Annotated in this window: 11 protein-coding genes and 2 pseudogenes; 3 read left to right on the top strand and 10 right to left on the bottom strand. The window is 74.1% G+C overall.

The genetic code is table 11. From position 1 onward, the window contains the following. From G3I42_RS24375 to G3I42_RS24385, 3 genes and pseudogenes are all read left to right on the top strand, one after another. A pseudogene (locus tag G3I42_RS24375) lies at positions 1-841 on the top strand (glycosyltransferase family 4 protein); the annotation flags it as partial. A 326-nt stretch (positions 842-1,167) separates the two neighbouring features. Continuing rightward, the gene (locus G3I42_RS24380) at positions 1,168-1,863 is read left to right on the top strand and encodes a DUF4389 domain-containing protein (protein ID WP_164289330.1); all 696 of its coding nucleotides are present in this window, start codon (positions 1,168-1,170) and stop codon (positions 1,861-1,863) included. Between the two features lie 36 nt (positions 1,864-1,899). Further along, positions 1,900-2,379, top strand: a pseudogene (locus G3I42_RS24385) (ATP-binding protein); the annotation flags it as partial. Positions 2,380-2,658: 279 nt separating this feature from the next. Here the strand turns inward: G3I42_RS24385 and argF are convergent. The 10 genes from argF to G3I42_RS24435 all read right to left on the bottom strand — a co-directional run bounded on the left by argF (position 2,659) and on the right by G3I42_RS24435 (position 15,250). Continuing rightward, positions 2,659-3,705, bottom strand: a complete 1,047-nt coding sequence (gene argF / locus G3I42_RS24390) for an ornithine carbamoyltransferase (protein ID WP_164289316.1) — start codon at positions 3,703-3,705, stop codon at positions 2,659-2,661. A gap of 150 nt (positions 3,706-3,855) precedes the next feature. Continuing rightward, on the bottom strand, positions 3,856-5,088 hold the full coding sequence (locus G3I42_RS24395; RefSeq protein ID WP_164289318.1) for an arginine deiminase: 1,233 nt from the start codon (positions 5,086-5,088) through the stop codon (positions 3,856-3,858). Positions 5,089-5,278: 190 nt separating this feature from the next. Then, entirely contained in the window at positions 5,279-7,939 is a 2,661-nt protein-coding gene (locus G3I42_RS24400) for a polynucleotide kinase-phosphatase (protein WP_203607269.1), read from the bottom strand. Continuing rightward, positions 7,936-9,519: a 3' terminal RNA ribose 2'-O-methyltransferase Hen1 gene (locus G3I42_RS24405; RefSeq protein WP_164289320.1), complete on the bottom strand. Its 1,584-nt coding sequence runs from the start codon at positions 9,517-9,519 to the stop codon at positions 7,936-7,938. The genes G3I42_RS24400 and G3I42_RS24405 overlap by 4 nt, the downstream gene beginning before the upstream one ends. 137 nt (positions 9,520-9,656) lie before the next feature. Beyond that, positions 9,657-10,577, bottom strand: a complete 921-nt coding sequence (locus G3I42_RS24410; protein ID WP_164289322.1) for an LLM class F420-dependent oxidoreductase — start codon at positions 10,575-10,577, stop codon at positions 9,657-9,659. A gap of 216 nt (positions 10,578-10,793) precedes the next feature. Then, a complete protein-coding gene (locus tag G3I42_RS37805; RefSeq protein WP_343244650.1) occupies positions 10,794-11,357 on the bottom strand; it encodes a hypothetical protein in 564 nt (187 codons plus the stop codon). A gap of 1,075 nt (positions 11,358-12,432) precedes the next feature. Next, the gene (locus G3I42_RS24420; RefSeq protein ID WP_164289324.1) at positions 12,433-12,939 is read right to left on the bottom strand and encodes a DinB family protein; all 507 of its coding nucleotides are present in this window, start codon (positions 12,937-12,939) and stop codon (positions 12,433-12,435) included. Beyond that, positions 12,936-13,421, bottom strand: a complete 486-nt coding sequence (locus G3I42_RS24425; protein WP_164289326.1) for a DUF6099 family protein — start codon at positions 13,419-13,421, stop codon at positions 12,936-12,938. The genes G3I42_RS24420 and G3I42_RS24425 overlap by 4 nt, the downstream gene beginning before the upstream one ends. Positions 13,422-13,574: 153 nt before the next feature. Next, positions 13,575-13,946 carry a nucleotide pyrophosphohydrolase gene (locus G3I42_RS24430; protein ID WP_343244651.1) on the bottom strand — a complete coding sequence of 124 codons (372 nt, stop codon included), beginning with the start codon at positions 13,944-13,946 and terminating at the stop codon, positions 13,575-13,577. Then, positions 13,943-15,250: a biotin transporter BioY gene (locus G3I42_RS24435; protein WP_164289328.1), complete on the bottom strand. Its 1,308-nt coding sequence runs from the start codon at positions 15,248-15,250 to the stop codon at positions 13,943-13,945. Before G3I42_RS24435 ends, G3I42_RS24430 begins: the two co-directional genes overlap by 4 nt. Positions 15,251-15,474 lie beyond the last annotated feature (224 nt).

The following is a 15,474-nucleotide window of genomic DNA, read 5'->3' on the forward strand; positions in this document are numbered from 1 at the left end:
CGCGCGGCCCCACGCGGTGGCCCGCGCGCTCCCCGGCGGCGCGCTCTCCTTCGTCTTGGAGCCCGAAGGGCTGCCCGGAGGCCCGCTCGACCTGCTCGTCCGCCTGCGCAAGGACCCGCAACGGCGTTCCGTGCGGGTTCCGCTCGACGGTACGGAGGCCGTGCTCACGGCTGCGGCGCACCCGCTCGCCGAGGGCCGCTGGGACTGCTTCGTGGTGCCGCGCGGCGCCGAGGAATCCGCCCGTGTCCGGCTGTGCGCGGTCCGCGCCGAGCAGGCCGCGCTGCTCGACGCGCCCCCGCTCGTGGACGCCGAAGGGCTGCGCGTCCGGGTCCCGTACGCGACGAGCGACGGTTTCCTCGCGGTACGGGCCTGGGCGCGGGCCCGGCACGCGGAGGTCACCGGGGTGCGGCTCGGCGCGGAGGACATCGAGGTCGAGGCGCGGTTGCTGGCGCCTGGCGGGGCCGATCCGGCGGGCGCGGTGGTCAGGGCGCTGGCGCGCGACTGCGGGCGGTCCTTCGAGGTCCCGGTGACCGGTGACACCGCGCGGGACGGCGCCTTCCGCTTCGTCCTCCCGCTCCTGCGGGCCGGAGACGTGCCGCTGGCGGGCGAGGAGGAGCCGAAGGAGGTGTGGGACCTGGAGCTGCGTACGCCGGGGCCCGAGGAGGCGCGCATCCCGCTCGGCCGGGTCACCGGCGACGGCACCGACCGCAAGCGCACCGACCGCTACCCCGACGTCACCGTCCCGCACCCCGAGCACGGCACCGCGACGGTCCGCCCGTTCTTCACCTCCGCGCACGGTCTCGCGCTGATCGTGCGGCCCCCGTCGGCTCCCGAGGACTGAGCCGGCCTGCCGGCGGTGCGGGCGGTTCCGCCGGCCCCGGGGCGGCTCCCGGGGGCTGAGCGGCCCTCCGAGGGGCTGAGCCGGACGGGTCACCCGGATTGCGGGCCCCGCGCGGGCCGCCAAGCGTGGAGGCGACGCGCCACCGTCCCCGGCGGCGCGGCTTCGCGCGAGAGGAGCCCGCGATGGCGCACGGCGAGGGCGGTCCGTACGGGGGCGATGGGGGCTGGGGGCATCCGGTAGCCCCCGCCGCGTACCCGCCCGAGAGTGCCTTCGAGTGGCTGCCCGCGCTCGACCTGCCGGGGCCGGGGCGGCAGCGGCGGTGGACGGTGCTGCTGCGGCTGCTGCTCCTTGTGCCGCATGCCGTCGTGCTGTTCTTCCTCTCGCTCGCCGCCTTCCTCACCGCGCTCGTCGGCTGGTTCGCGGCGCTCGTCCTGGGACGGCTGCCGGAACCCCTCTTCCGCTACCTCGCGGCATATCTCGCGTACGAGGCCCGGGTCGGGGCGTCCGCGATGCTGCTCGTGGACCGCTACCCGCCCTTCGCGCTCTTCCAGGACACCGGCTGGGCGGTGCGCTTCGAGAACCGGCCGACGCACCTCAACAGGCTCGCGGTCCTCTTCCGGATCGTCCTGATCATCCCGGCGTGGATCATCTCCTCGCTCGCGATGAGCGGCTGGTGGACGCTGGGCCTGCTCTGGTGGCTGATCACGCTCGTACTCGGCCGGATGCCGGGCGCGCTGCACGGCGCGAGCGTGGCGGCCCTGCGCTACCACCTGCGCACCTCGGCGTACTGGCTGCTGCTCACGCCCGCCTACCCGAAGCGGTTCTTCGGCGACGAGCCGGGCGCGACCGACCCCGTGGAGCGGCACTCGGACGCGCGCCCGCTGCTCCTGTCCACGGGCGCGAAGTGGCTGCTCGTGCTCTTCCTCGTGGCGGGGGTCGTCGGCGGCGGCCGGGGCAGTACGTACACCTCGCCGCACGAGGAGACGGACACGGCGCGGACGGGGAGCGGGGCGGGACGCTGAGGGGCCCGAGCGACGCGGTTTCGCGCGCGGCTTCGTATGGTGGGGGGAGACGTCCCCCCGGGCACCCCCCTGCCGCCCGCGTCCCCCGCATTACACGAACGGAACCTCGTCGTGCCGGACACCGCCGCCATACGCTCTTGGCACCGCACGCTGCCGCACAGTCCCCAAGCCGTCCCGCTCGCCCGTGCCCTGGTCCGCGAGGCGCTGGCCGGGCTCGACCGGGACACCGCCGAGCTGCTCACCGCCGAGCTGGTCGCGAACGCCGTCGAGCACACCGAGGGGCGCGAGCCGATCGAGCTGTACGTGGAACTGCTCGCGAGCCACTGCCAGGTGGAGGTGCTCGACAGCGACCCCGCCCCGCCCGGCGCCCTCAGCTCCCCGGAGCCGCTCGAAGCCCCCGACCCGCTCGCCGAGGGCGGCCGCGGTCTCCTCCTGATCCGCGCCCTCGCCGCCGCCTGCGGCCACCGCCCCACGGACTCGGGCAAAGCGGTCTGGTTCCGCGTGGCGGCCACACCCCCGCTCCCCGCCCCACGCCAAGCCCCCACCGAGCCCCGGCTACCCCACTCCAGCCCCACCCCACCGCACAGCCCCGCCCACTCCAGCCCCTCCGGCGCTTGAGGAGCGGGGCCCGGGGCAGAGCCCCGCAAGGCCACCCCGACAAAAGGCCGACCCAACCCACCGGCCCCGCCCGATCCAGCCCCCCGGCGCTTGAGGAGCGGGGCCCGGGGCAAAGCCCCGCGACGCCACCCCGGCAGAGGTCCGGGCAAGATCCCGCCCCGGCGCCAGCCCCCCGCGTCAGCCCTCCCGCGGTTCGTCCGCCGCCACCCGGCCCGGTCCCGCCAGCGTCGCGACGAGCACCGCCTTGATGGTGTGGAGGCGGTTCTCGGCCTCGTCGAAGACGACCGAGTACGGGGACTCGAAGACCTCGTCGGTGACTTCGAGCGAGTCGAGGCCGAACTCGTCGTGGATGCGGCGCCCCACGCCCGTACCGAGGTCGTGGAAGGCGGGCAGGCAGTGCAGGAACCTGACGTCCGGGTTGCCCGTGGCGCGCAGCACGTCCATCGTCACCGCGTACGGCCGCAACGCGGCGATCCGCTCGCCCCACACCTCCGCCGGCTCGCCCATCGAGACCCACACGTCGGTCACGACGAAACCCGCGCCCCGTACGCCCTCCGCCACGTCCTCCGTCAGCGTGACCCGCGCGCCGCTCTCCTTCGCCAGCTCCCGCGCCTTCGCGACGATCTCGGGGGCCGGCCAGTACGCCTCGGGGGCGACGATACGGACGTCCATGCCGAGCAGGGCGCCGGTGATCAGGTAGGAGTTGCCCATGTTGAAGCGGGCGTCGCCGAGGTAGGCGAAGGAGGTCTCCGTGAGCGGCAGCGGGCTGTGCTCAGTCATCGTGAGCACGTCGGCGAGCATCTGGGTGGGGTGCCACGCGTCGGTGAGCCCGTTGTAGACGGGGACCCCGGCGTGCGCCGCTATCTCCTCGACGACGTCCTGCCCGTCGCCCCGGTACTCGATCGCGTCGTACATCCGGCCGAGCACGCGCGCCGTGTCCTTCGCCGACTCCTTGTGCCCGATCTGCGAGCCCGCGGGGTCGAGGTACGTCGTGTGGGCGCCCTGGTCGGCCGCGGCGACCTCGAAGGCGGCGCGCGTACGGGTCGACGTCTTCTCGAAGATCAGCGCGATGTTCCGCCCGCGCAGGCGCGGCACCTCGGTCCCGGCCCGCTTGGCGGCCTTGAGCCGCGCGGCGAGGTCGATCAGCGAACGGAACTCGGCCGCGCCGAAGTCCAGCTCCTTGAGGAAGTGACGGCCGCTGAGGTCGATCGCGTCGTGGGCCATGAGGGGCGCTCCCGGGGTGCCGCGTACGGGGAAGTACGGAGGCGACGATGACGGAATGGAAGTGTATACGGTATCAGGAATTTCTATACGGCCGAAAGGGCGGGGGCCGCTCGTAGGTCACACCCGCTCCCCCGCCCCGACGCCCCTGCCTCACACCGCGTCCCGCTCCACCGGGCAGCTCATGCACCGCGGCCCGCCCCTCCCGCGCCCCAGCTCGCTGCCCGGGATCTCGACGACCTCGATGCCCTGCTTGCGCAGGTAGGCGTTGGTCGTCGCGTTGCGCTCGTAGGCGAGCACGACGCCGGGTTCCACGGCGAGCACGTTGCAGCCGTCGTCCCACTGCTCCCGCTCGGCGGCGTGCACGTCCTGCGTGGCCGTGAGGACGCGGACGGAGTCGAGGCCGAGCGCGGCGGCGAGCGCCCGGCGCATGTGCGCGGGCGGGTGGTCGGTGACCTTGAGGTCGCGCGGGCCCGCGCCCTGCTCGATCGTGTAGGAGCGGAGGTCGCCGAGCCCCGCGTACTGGGTGAAGGTGTCGCCGTCGACCATCGTCATGACGGTGTCGAGGTGCATGAAGGCGCGCCGCTTGGGCAGGTCGAGCGCGACGATCGTGCGCGCGGACCCCGCGGCGAAGAGTTTCGTGGCGAGCATCTCGACGGCCTGCGGCGTCGTGCGCTCGCTCATCCCGATGAGGACCGCGCCGTTGCCGAGGACGAGGACGTCGCCGCCCTCGATCGTGGACGGGTAGTCGGGCTGCCCCTCGGACCACAGACGGAAGTCGCCCGCCTGTGGCCCGGTGAAGAGCGGGTGGTGCCGGTAGATCGCCTCGAAGTGCACGGTCTCGCGCTGCCGCGCGGGCCAGCGCATCGCGTTGATGGACACGCCGTCGTAGATCCACGCGGAGGTGTCGCGGGTGAAGAGGTGGTTGGGCAGCGGGCCGAGGAGCAGGTCGTCGGGCTCCATGACGTGGAAGCCCACCGAGACGGGCTCGGGCCAGCGCTCCAGGTACTCGCGCTTGGTCATCCCGCCGATGAGCGCCTCGGTCAGTTCGTCCTCGCCGAGTTCCTCGAAGGAGGCGCGGAGGCGGTCGGTGGCGAGCGGCCCGTACTCCTTGTCGTCGAAGACGCGGTCGAGGACGAGCCGCCGCGCCTCGGGGAGCGCCATCGTCTCGCGCAGCAGGTCGGCGAAGAGGTGCACCGCGACACCGCGTTCGCGCAGCACGGCGGCGAAGGCGTCGTGCTCCTCCTTCGCGCGGCGCACCCACAGCACGTCGTCGAAGAGGAGCGCGTCCTTGTTGCTGGGGGTCAGTCGCTTGAGTTCGAGGCCGGGGCGGTGCAGGACGACGCGCCGCAGCCGGCCGGTCTCGGAATCGACGTGGAAGGCCATGCCTGTCATCTTGTCCGCCGGGCGGCCCCCGCACCCGTCACGCCACGAGGGGCAAAAATCAGCCCCTCCGGGGGTACCTCCCGGCCGAAGGCTGGGGGAGTTTGAGGAGCGGGGTCCGGGGCGGAGCCCCGTGACTGGGCGGGGCCCGGGGCGGAGCCCCGTCACACTCCAGCCCCGGGACCCCGCTCCGTCACAGCCGAGGATCGACCGGCTCCGACTCCAGCGCGAGAACCGCGAACACCGCCTCGTGCACCCGCCACAACGGCTCCCCCTCCGCGAGGCGGTCAAGCGCTTCGAGGCCGAGCGCGTACTCGCGCAGCGCGAGCGAGCGCTTGTGGCCGAGGTGCCGTTCCCGCAGCCGCGTGAGGTTCTCCGGGCGGGTGTACTCGGGCCCGTAGATGATCCGCAGGTACTCGCGGCCCCGGCACTTGACGCCGGGCTGGGCGAGCTTGCGGCCGCTCGTGCGGGCGAGCGCCTCGACGGGCTTGACGACCATGCCCTCGCCGCCCTCGGCGGTGAGCGCGAGCCACCAGTCGGTCCCGGCGCGCACCGAGTCCTCGTCGGTGGTGTCCACGTACACCCGCCGCGTCGTGCGCAGCAGGCCCGTCGTGTCGGCGGCCACCATCCGGTCCAGCCAGGCGAGTTGCGTGTCGTGCGGCACGGCGGCGAGGGACCGGCCGCGCACGGCGAGGAGCTGGAACGGGGCGAACTCGACGCCGTCGAGCCCCCGCACCGGCCAGCAGTACCGTCGGTACGCCTCGGTGAACGCGGCGGCGTCGCCCGCCCGTTCGCGCTGCCGCTCGCCGAGGTCGCCGAGGTCGACGCCCCGCTTCTCGGCCTCGTCGAGCGCGGCGAGCGCGCCGGGGAAGACCGCCCCGGCGGCGGCGCCCACGGCCGCGTACTGCGAGCGGAGGAGCCCGGTGGACTTGAGCGACCACGGCAGCAGTTCCCCGTCCAGGAGGAACCAGTCCGTGTCGAGTTCGTCCCACAGGCCGCTCGCGTCGAGGGCGCCGCGGAGGCGGGCGAGCACCTCCTCGGTGACGGCCCGGTCGTCGAAGAACGGGCGTCCGGTACGGGTCACGAGCGTCCCCGTGGGGGTCGCGTCGCCCTCGTCGGCGAGCCCGAAGCGCTCGACGGCCGTCGCCGCGTCGCGGCACACGAGGGCGACGGCGCGCGAGCCCATGTGCTTCTCCTCACACACGACCTGCGCGATGCCGTCCTCGCGGTAGGTGGCGAAGGCCGTCTCGGGGTGTTCGAGGTAGCCCTCGCGGTGCGAGGTCGGCGTGGGCGCCATGGTCGGGGGCAGGTACGGGACGAGGCGCGGGTCGACCGCGAAGCGGCTCATGACCTCCAGGGCCGCCGCCGCGTTCTCCTCGCGCACGCCGATCCGGCCGAGCGCGCGGGTCTCGACGGTACGGCGGCCCGCGACGTCGCCGAGCGCGAGCGGCCGGCCCTGGTGACCGCCGGGCGCGGCCGATTCGAGGGGTCGTGCCGGCTCGTACCACTGCTGGTGCGCGGGCACGTCCACGAGTTCGCGTTCCGGCCAGCGCAGGGCGGTGAGGTGGCCGCCGAAGACGACGCCGGTGTCGAGGCAGATGGTGTTGTTGAGCCACGTCGCGGTGGGGACGGGGGTGTGCCCGTAGACGACGGCGGCCTTGCCCCGGTAGTCCTCGGCCCACGGGTAGCGCACGGGCAGGCCGAACTCGTCGGTCTCGCCCGTCGTGTCGCCGTAGAGCGCGTGCGAGCGGACCCGCCCGGAGGTGCGGCCGTGGTAGCGCTCGGGGAGCCCGGCGTGCGAGACGACGAGTCGGCCGCCGTCGAGCACGTAGTGGCTCACGAGGCCGCGCACGAACTGCGCGACCTTCTCCTTGAAACCGGGCTCCTCGGCCTCTGCGCGCTCCAACTGCTCGATGGTCTCGGCGAGTCCGTGCGCGACGGTGACCTTGCGGCCGCCGAGGAGGCGACCGAGCTTGTTCTCGTGGTTGCCGGGCACGCACAGCGCGGTGCCCGCCGCGACCATGCCCATGACGCGGCGCAGCACGGCGGGCGTGTCGGGGCCGCGGTCGACAAGGTCCCCCACGAAGACGGCGGTTCGGCCCTCCGGGTGCGTCCCGTCCTCGTAGCCGAGCTTGCCGAGCAGTTCCTCCAGCTCGGCGGAGCAGCCGTGCACGTCGCCGATCAGGTCGAAGGGCCCGGTGAGTTCGCGCAGGTCGTTGAAGCGCTTCTCCCGCACGACCTGCGCCGACTCGACCTCGGCGACACCCCGGAGCACGTGCACCTTGCGGAAGCCCTCACGCTCCAGCCCCCGGATGGAGCGGCGCAGTTCGCGCTGGTGGCGCTGGATGACGCGGCGCGGGATGCCCGCCCTGTCCTCGCGCTTCGCGTTGCGCTCGGCGCACACGTCCTCGGGCACGTCGAGGACGATCGCGACGGGCAGTACGTCGTACTTTCGTGCCAGGTCCACGAGTTGTTTGCGGCTCTCGCGCTGCACGCTCGTCGCGTCCACGACGGTGAGCCGGCCGGCGGCGAGCCGTTTGCCCGCGATGTAGTGGAGCACGTCGAAGGCGTCCCCCGAAGCGCCCTGGTCGTTCTCGTCGTCCGCGACGAGCCCCCGGCAGAAGTCCGAGGAGAGCACCTCGGTCGGCTTGAAGTGCCGCCTGGCGAACGTGGACTTGCCGGAGCCCGTCGCGCCGACGAGGACGACGAGGGAGAGGTCGGGCACGGGGCAGCGACGGCTCTTCGCCGGGGCGGGGGCGAGGGTCGCCGGGGCGTCCGCGGGGCGGGCGGCGGTCTCGGTGGTGGTACCGGTGGTGGTGCTGGTAGTGGTGCCGGTAGTGGTGTTCTCGCTCATGCCGCCGCTCCTTCCTTGGTGGTGGTGTCCGTGGCGGACGTGGTGGTGTCGGTACGGGTGAAGCGGGCTAGCTGCGTCGGGGGGCCCACCTCGGGGTCCTCGTCGCCGACGGGCCCGTACGTCACGGTGTACCCGTACGCGGCGGCGACCTCCTCGGCCCAGCTCCTGAACTGGGCGCGGTCCCACTCGAAGCGGTGGTCGTGGTGGCGTACGTGCCCGGCGGGCAGGGTCTCCCAGCGCACGTTGTACTCGGCGTTCGGCGTCGTCACGACGACCGTCGCGGGGCGCGCGGCACCGAAGACGGTGTACGCGAGCGTCGCGAGGCGCGGCGGGTCGACGTGCTCGATCACCTCGCTGAGCACGGCGGCGTCGTACCCGGCCAGACGCGGGTCGGTGTACGCGAGCGAGCCCTGCACGAGCGTGAGCCGCGCCGCCTGCCGCTCGGGCATCCGGTCGACGCGCAGGCGGCGCGCGGCGATCTGGAGCGCCCGCTGCGAGACGTCCATGCCGAGGACGTGCGTGAACCGCGCGTCCTTGAGCAGTTCCTTGACCAAGGTGCCCTCGCCGCAGCCGAGGTCGAGCACGCGGGTGGCGTTCGCGGCGCGGAGCGCTTCGAGGATCGCGGCGCGGCGGCGGAAGGCGAGAGTGACGGGGCGGGAGAGCCCGGCGGCGGCCTCGTCCTCCGTACCGGCGACGTTCTCCGTGCCGTCGGCGGCGTCCTCCGTACCGGCGACGTTCTCCGTGCCGTCGGCGGCTTCGGAGGCGTCCTCCGCGCCGTCCTCCACCGCGTTGTCGATGTTCTCGGCCCCGGTGTCGTCGGACTCGGCGAGGCGCAGGAGTTCGAGGCGTTCCATGGCGTCGCGCGTGAGCGAGAAACGGTAGCTGAGGTAGCGGCGCGTGATGTACGCCTGCTCGGGGTGCGCGGGCAGCCAGCCCTCACCGGCCCTGAGGAGCTTGTCGACCTCGTCCGCCGAGGCCCAGTAGTGCTTGGTGCCGTCGAGGACGGGCAGCAGCACGTACAGGTGGCGCAGCGCCTCGGCGAGCACCTGCTCGCCTTCGAGCACGAGCCGCACGTACCGCGAGTCGCCCCACTCGGGGAAGGCCGGGTCGAGCGGGACGGCCTCGGCGGTCACGGTCCAGCCGAGCGGGGCGAAGAGCCGCTCGACGAGGTCCGGATCGCCGTTCGCGGGCACGGCGGGCAGCTCGATCCGCAGCGGCAGCGCGCGCCCGGCCAGCTCGGGCCTCGCCTTGCACTCGCCGTGCAGGGCCGTCTTGAAGACGGTGCCGAGCGCGACGGTGAAGAGCGAGGAGGCGGCGTACGGGCGGTCATTGACGTACTGCGCGAGCGAGGCGTCCGGCGCCTTGCCGCGCCCCTTGCGCTTCCCGCGCCGCACGAGCGCGACGGGGTCGATCTCCAGGAGCAACGCCACCGAGCAGCGCTCGGCCCCGGCCTCGGGGTAGAACACGTGCGCCGTCCCGTGCGCCGTGTCGAAGCGCTGGGCCCGCCCGGGATGCTTGTGCAGCAGAAAGCCGAGGTCGGAGGCGGGTGCTTCGGGGGTGCCGGTGGTCGTCAAGGTCATGAACACCCCGTGATTATGCGTTCCCCGCGCCCCGGGGGACGACCGATTTAACCGGAACGCCCGTCGGGTGTCGCGGGGACGGGCGAGGGGGACGGCGGGGCGAGGGGCCGCCCCGACCCTCCCGCCCCCGCCCGGGGTCAGCTCAGTTGGCTCCGCACCTGCGAGGAGATCAGCTCCAGGTGGTCGAGGTCGTCCAGGTCGAGGATCTGGAAGTAGATCCGCTGGGAGCCGATCTCGGCGAACCGGCCGATGCGGTCGACCACTTCGGCGGGCGTCCCGGCGAGCCCGTTCTTCTTCAGCTCGTCGACCTCGCGGCCGATCGCCGCCGCGCGGCGCGCCACCTCGGCGTCGTTCGCGCCGACGCACGCGACGAGCGCGTTCGAGTAGACCAGGTCCTCGGGGCTGCGCCCCGCCTCCCCGGCCGCCGCCCGCACCCGGCCGAACTGCCGCTCGCTGTCCTCGATCGAGCCGAAGGGCACGTTGAACTCGTCCGCGTACCGCGCCGCGAGCTTCGGCGTACGGCTCGCGCCGAACCCGCCGATGAGCACCGGCACCCGCGACTGCGCGGGCTTCGGGCGGGCCGGGGAGTTCTCCAGTTGGTAGTGGCGTCCCTCGTAGCTGAAGGTGTCGCCCGGCTTCGTCTCCCACAGCCCCGTGATGATCGCGAGCTGCTCTTCGAGGCGCGAGAACTTGTCCTTCGGGAACGGGATCCCGTACGCCTTGTGCTCCTCCTCGAACCAGCCCGCGCCGATGCCGAGTTCGACGCGCCCGCCGGACATCTGGTCGACCTGCGCGACCTCGATCGCGAGGACGCCGGGGAGGCGGAAGGTCGCGGCGGTCATGAGCGTCCCGAGGCGAATCCGTTTCGTCTCACGGGCGAGCCCGGCGAGCGTGATCCAGGCGTCCGTGGGGCCCGGGAGGCCGTCGCCCCCCATGTGCAAATAGTGGTCCGAACGAAAGAACGCGTCGAAACCAAGGTCCTCCGTCGCCTTCGCCGCGGTGAGGAGTGTGTCGTACGTGGCGCCCTGCTGGGGCTCGGTGAAGATACGCAGATCCATGCCCCCCATCCTGCCTCCTGGCCTCCGCCTCGCCCGCCCCGCACCCCGCCGGGGACCCGTGCCACGGTCGGGTGAAAGTTCCGGCGCCCCGAACCGGTCCTTCCGGGGCGGCGGAGCGGCCAGGGGACCGACCCTTGCGGTGCCAGGGCCGGGGCCCGCTCACCGACGTACCCCAACGCGGTGAGCCGGCCCCCGGCCGACGCCTCCCGCCGAGGCTCAGCCCGGGGGAGGCTCCTCGTACAGAACCGGCGCACCACTGAGCGCGTCGAGCAGGACCCGTTCCCCCAGGGGCCGCTCAAGCCGTACGCGGACCGGGGTGAGCTTCGCCTGCATCGTGCACAGCCCGGTGTACCGGCCGTTCACGACGGAGCCGGAGAGCACGACGCTGTCGCGCGTCTCCAGGACCGCCACGCGGGGGCCGTCGTCACACGCCCCGTGCGTGGCGACCACCGTGACCGTGCGCCCGTCCGCCCCGACCCCGGCGAGCCGGTCCACGTGCCGGCCCGGCAGCGTGCGGGTGGGGCCGATCGGTGAGCGGGGAACCGGCGAGGGGGTGGCGGCGGCACGCTTGAGGGGGGTGGCGTAGCCGTCCAGCGCGAAGAGCCAGGCCGGGACGGTCGCCGGGCCGCGTGTGGTCGCGACCGTCATCGTGCCGAGCCGCACGCCGGTCACGGTGAGGTGCGGCTTCCCCTCGCCGCCCCCGCCCAAGGCCATCCGCGCGTACGAGGCCCGAGCCCCCACGAGCGGCCGGACGACCTGCGCCCGCCCCGCCCACGTCACCCTGGCCTTCTTCCCCCCGGCGCCTGGCAACTCCCCGCGCACCGCGAAAGCCCCCTGCTCATAGGCATGTTGATCACCCTCGCCCCGCCATCCCCCACGCGGCAGCCGCACCCCCGAGCCCACGGGGTGGTAGCCCGCCCGCCACGAGGCTGCGGCGTCGCTCCCCTCCCAGGCCGCCGCTACCCGCCGAGCCCGCTCCCGCAACGCTCGCGGGTCCTCGTCATCCGCCGCCCCTTTCCCGCAGCCGACACCGCTCACGAGCAGGCCAACCACCAGGGCCACCCGCACTCCCACCGACCACACTGCGACCACTCCCCCGGACCACGACCACGACAACACCCCCTGGACGCCCGCGCCCCCGAAAACGTTCACCCCTGGCGCCGCCCCATCGGCACCGGCCGCAGCCCACCGGTCCGTCCGAAGCCCCGCCCGAACGGACCGGACCGCCGTTGACACGGCCGGACTTCCGTCAGTGCCCCGCCCGAGCGGCCCGAACCGCCGCGCCCACCGCGGCCCGGCGAAGCGAGGCGGCGCCCGGAACATCCGGCGCCACGCCCGCGACAGTCCCGACCGTCGCCCCCGGCCGACTCCCCGGCAACGAGAGGCTGTGCGCAGCCCCCGCCCTGAGCTTCCGCACCCGACTCGCCCGCCACAGCCGCCCCCAGAACGTTCACCTGCCGGGCCCCTCAGCACCCGCCGCGACCCCGAGGCCCCCACCCCGTCCCACCCGCCACGGACCAGCGGCGCGAAGCCGCGCGAGGCCGCGCGGCCCGGCGTCACTCTCGCAGCAGCCCACGCCAACGCCACCTGGCCGGTCCCCCGGAAGAAACGTGCACACACTCCCGCCGAGCCACGAGTCTCCGCGCCGGGGAGGGCCCGCAGGACCCACCCCGCCCCAGTCCCCAGCCCCGCCCACCGACCGGCCGCCTCCCCGGCACGACTCCGCACGCCTCTGCGCACCGGCGCACCGCGCTCCGGCACCCTCGCGCCCCCGCACCCCGGCGCCCCCGCGCCCCCGCGCCCCGCCAAGGCAAGCGTCCCGAAAGCCGCCCCACCGCCCAGGGTCCCCCGCCCCCTACTCCCCCTTCGTCCCGTCCAGCAGTTCCCGCAGGATGTCCAAGTGGCCGTTGTGGCGGGCTGTCTCCTCCGTGAGGTGGAGGAGTATCCAGCGCAGGTCGACGTGGCGGGCGTCGCGGATGGGGCGTTGGGCCCGCTGGTTCAGCGCGTTGCCCGCGACCAGTTCGCGGTAGCGGGCGCTCTGTTCCGCGTACGCGTCGAGCAGTCGCGGGAGCGGGAAGTCGACGGCCACGCGCATCTCGCGGTCCGGGTCCTCGTCGGTCCAGGGGCCCTCGTCCTCCCCGCCGAGGAAGATCACCTGGAACCACCAGTGTTCGACCCACCGCAGGTGGTTGATCACTCCGCTCATCGTCATCAGCGGCGAGCCGGGCAGGGGTGCCGTGCGGGCGTGCTCCGGGGAGACGCCCTCACACTTGGCGCGGGCGGTGTCGCGTGCGTAGTCGAGGAACGTGGTGAGCTGGCTGCGCTCGTCCCACGCGGGCGGAGTGTCACTGATTCTTGTCATCGGGCGCAGCGTCCCGGATCGTCGCTTCCCGTGTCGACCGGATTTCCCCGCACCGCCTCTTCTGCCGGTCCCGCCCACAGCCCCCGCAACGCGTCCACCGCCTCGCGGCAGTTGACCAGGGCTTCGATCGTTTCCATGCAGTCCGTGTACGTGCCGCTCTCCGCCGCCGTCGCGGCGAGGGGGATCAGGGCCTGGGCCGCTTCCGCGAGCAGCGCGTCCAGGGCGTCGAGGGCGCGCGGCGGGTCGGCGACCGAGGTGAGGCGGCTCGCGCGGGGCCGGACGCAGGGCGGAGCCCCTGTGTCGGCGGTCTCGTGGAGCCTGCGGGCCTCCGCGCTGTGGGCGTGCGGTCCTGCCGTCGCGAGGATGCCGCCGACCGCGCGGGCCAGGGCCTGGGCCTGCCAGGCCTCCCGTACCACCTCCGCCTCCGTGCGCGCCGCGCCGAGCGCCGCCGCCGTCACCACCGCGAGCCGTGTCGCGTCCATCGGTCCGTCCCCCGTCGTCCGTCCATCCGTTGCCAGCTTCACTACTCAGCGTGCTGGACGGATGGAGGCAGCGGAAGCCATCACGGCAAATCTGTGGATAACTCCGGGGAAGTCGCACAACGGCTCACTCCGAAGAGTGACGAGATTTTCGTTTCAGTCTCGCTCCCCGACGGGAAACCTCTCCTCGTTCCTGTCGATCTTCGCGTGCAGCGCCCGCACCGGATCGACGCCCAGCACGTGGCAGAACTGGAGGAGGTATGCGAGGACGTCAGCGACTTCGTCGTGGACGCGGAAGCCCGTGGCGGGATCGTCCAGGACGGCCGCCGACTGCTCGGGGGTCAGCCACTGGAAGATCTCCAGGAGTTCCGAGGTCTCCACGCTGAGGGCCGCCGCGAGGTTCTTCGGCGTGTGGTACTGCTCCCAGTCGCGGGCGGCGGCGAAGGCGGTGAGGCGTTCGCGCAACTCCTGGAGGGTCGTGTCCCAGGCGGTTTCCGGTGCCCCGGGCGGGGGTGTCTGACTCGTCACCGCTCCGGTGTACCACGTACGCCCGTGCCCACTTCCACGAGCCGCACCCCGGGGAAGCCCTGCGGCCCGTCCGGCGAGCCGCCCGGCGTCGCGGGCGGGCGGGAGAGTGCGCCGAGGAGGCGGATGTGGCCGCGCGCGGCCATCCGCGCCGCCAGGTCCAGGAGCAGGGCGACCTGGCGCGCATCGAGGTGGAGGTCGAAGTCGTCCGCGAGGACGGTGAGCGCCTGGAGCGCGCCGGGCACTTCGCTCGCCGGGTCCACGTCGAGTACGCCGGGCCCGGTGAACAGCACCAAGGCCATGGCGAGGTACCGCAGTTCACCGTCGCCGAGCCGGGACAACGGGGTGCCGGGGCCGTCGGGACGCAGCAGCCGTGCCACGACCGCGCCACCGGGCAGCAGTTCGGTCGCGAGTCCGTCGACGGGACCCGCGCAGCCCTCCCGTACGGCCGCCTCCAGGAGCCCGTACCGTGTGCGGCACTCGCGCGCGGCGCGGTGCAGCACCTCGGCGAGGTTGGCGCAGTCGCTGCGCAGCAGCCCGTGACCGCCGGAGGCGGGCGGGCGCATCGCCGCCGGGCCGGGGACGCAGGGGAAGAGGCTGCGCAGGGCGAGGACGGTCTGCTCGGCCGCCGCGAGCACGCGCCGTTGCTCCTTCGTGCGGCCCGCGACGCGCAGCGGCAGGAGGGTGGTGCCGAGCAGGTCGTCCGGGAGCGGCGCGCGGGTGACGGTGGCGTTGCCCGCCGTGTGCCAGGCGGCCTGCACGGTACGGCGGGCGGGGTCGCGCAGGGCGGTTTCGAGGTACACGACGCCGTCGCCGCTGAGGCGTTCGCCCACGACGCGCAGTTCGGGCTCCGCCTGCACGGCGAGGTCGAGGCGTACGGGACCGGCGGGGCCGTCGGAGACGCAGCCGATACGGAAGCCGCGCCGCTGCTGCGCGTCGGGGCGGGCCGTCTCGGGGACGGCGGCGTCCGGTGCGGGGAAGGACTCGCCGAGCGAGGAGCCGTTGCCGAGCGCGGCGAGGGCCGCGCAGGCGGCGAGCGCGGTCGACTTGCCGCCGCCGCTCGGCCCGGTGAGGAGGGTGACGGGGCCGAGGCGCAGGACGGTGGCACGGTGACCGGCGTAGGCGGAGAGACGGAGTTCGGTCAGATGCGGGCGGGGCGTCGTGTCCGCGCGGGCGGCTTGACCGGGCACCCGCGCGGTCGCCCGGGCGAAAGCGTCGTCCGTGCCGGGCGAGGCGTGAGGCGACTCGGCGTCCCGCGCGGCGGGGCCGGGGGCCGCGGCGGGACCGGTACCTGAGGTGGGGGGCATGGGGGGAACATAGGCGCGCCTCCCCGCGATGAACCGTTTCGCCTGGGGCGGCTTCCCACCATCGGGGGACCCGGCGGAAAGGCCCCCCACCCCGCCGGGCGAAACCTCGACCACCGCGCGCGCACCGGCCCCACCCCGCCGGACCGCGCACGCCCCGCTCACCACGGCGATTCGTCCCCGCCCGCCGTCAGCACGGCCCCGCTCCGCCGGGCGCGCACCCCCGC

Source organism: Streptomyces sp. SID11385 (genome assembly GCF_010548245.1).
Taxonomy (GTDB): domain Bacteria; phylum Actinomycetota; class Actinomycetes; order Streptomycetales; family Streptomycetaceae; genus Streptomyces.

What these genes read in the sequence shown, in the direction of transcription:
- argF (WP_164289316.1), bottom strand. Translation starts at nt 3,705, where the DNA reads ATGGCCCACGACGCGATCGACCTCAGCGGCCGTCACTTCCTCAAGGAG.
- G3I42_RS24410 (WP_164289322.1), bottom strand. Translation starts at nt 10,577, where the DNA reads ATGGATCTGCGTATCTTCACCGAGCCCCAGCAGGGCGCCACGTACGAC.
- G3I42_RS24425 (WP_164289326.1), bottom strand. Translation starts at nt 13,421, where the DNA reads ATGGACGCGACACGGCTCGCGGTGGTGACGGCGGCGGCGCTCGGCGCG.
- G3I42_RS24405 (WP_164289320.1), bottom strand. Translation starts at nt 9,519, where the DNA reads ATGACCTTGACGACCACCGGCACCCCCGAAGCACCCGCCTCCGACCTC.
- G3I42_RS24435 (WP_164289328.1), bottom strand. Translation starts at nt 15,250, where the DNA reads ATGCCCCCCACCTCAGGTACCGGTCCCGCCGCGGCCCCCGGCCCCGCC.
- G3I42_RS24400 (WP_203607269.1), bottom strand. Translation starts at nt 7,939, where the DNA reads ATGAGCGAGAACACCACTACCGGCACCACTACCAGCACCACCACCGGT.
- G3I42_RS24420 (WP_164289324.1), bottom strand. Translation starts at nt 12,939, where the DNA reads ATGACAAGAATCAGTGACACTCCGCCCGCGTGGGACGAGCGCAGCCAG.
- G3I42_RS24395 (WP_164289318.1), bottom strand. Translation starts at nt 5,088, where the DNA reads ATGGCCTTCCACGTCGATTCCGAGACCGGCCGGCTGCGGCGCGTCGTC.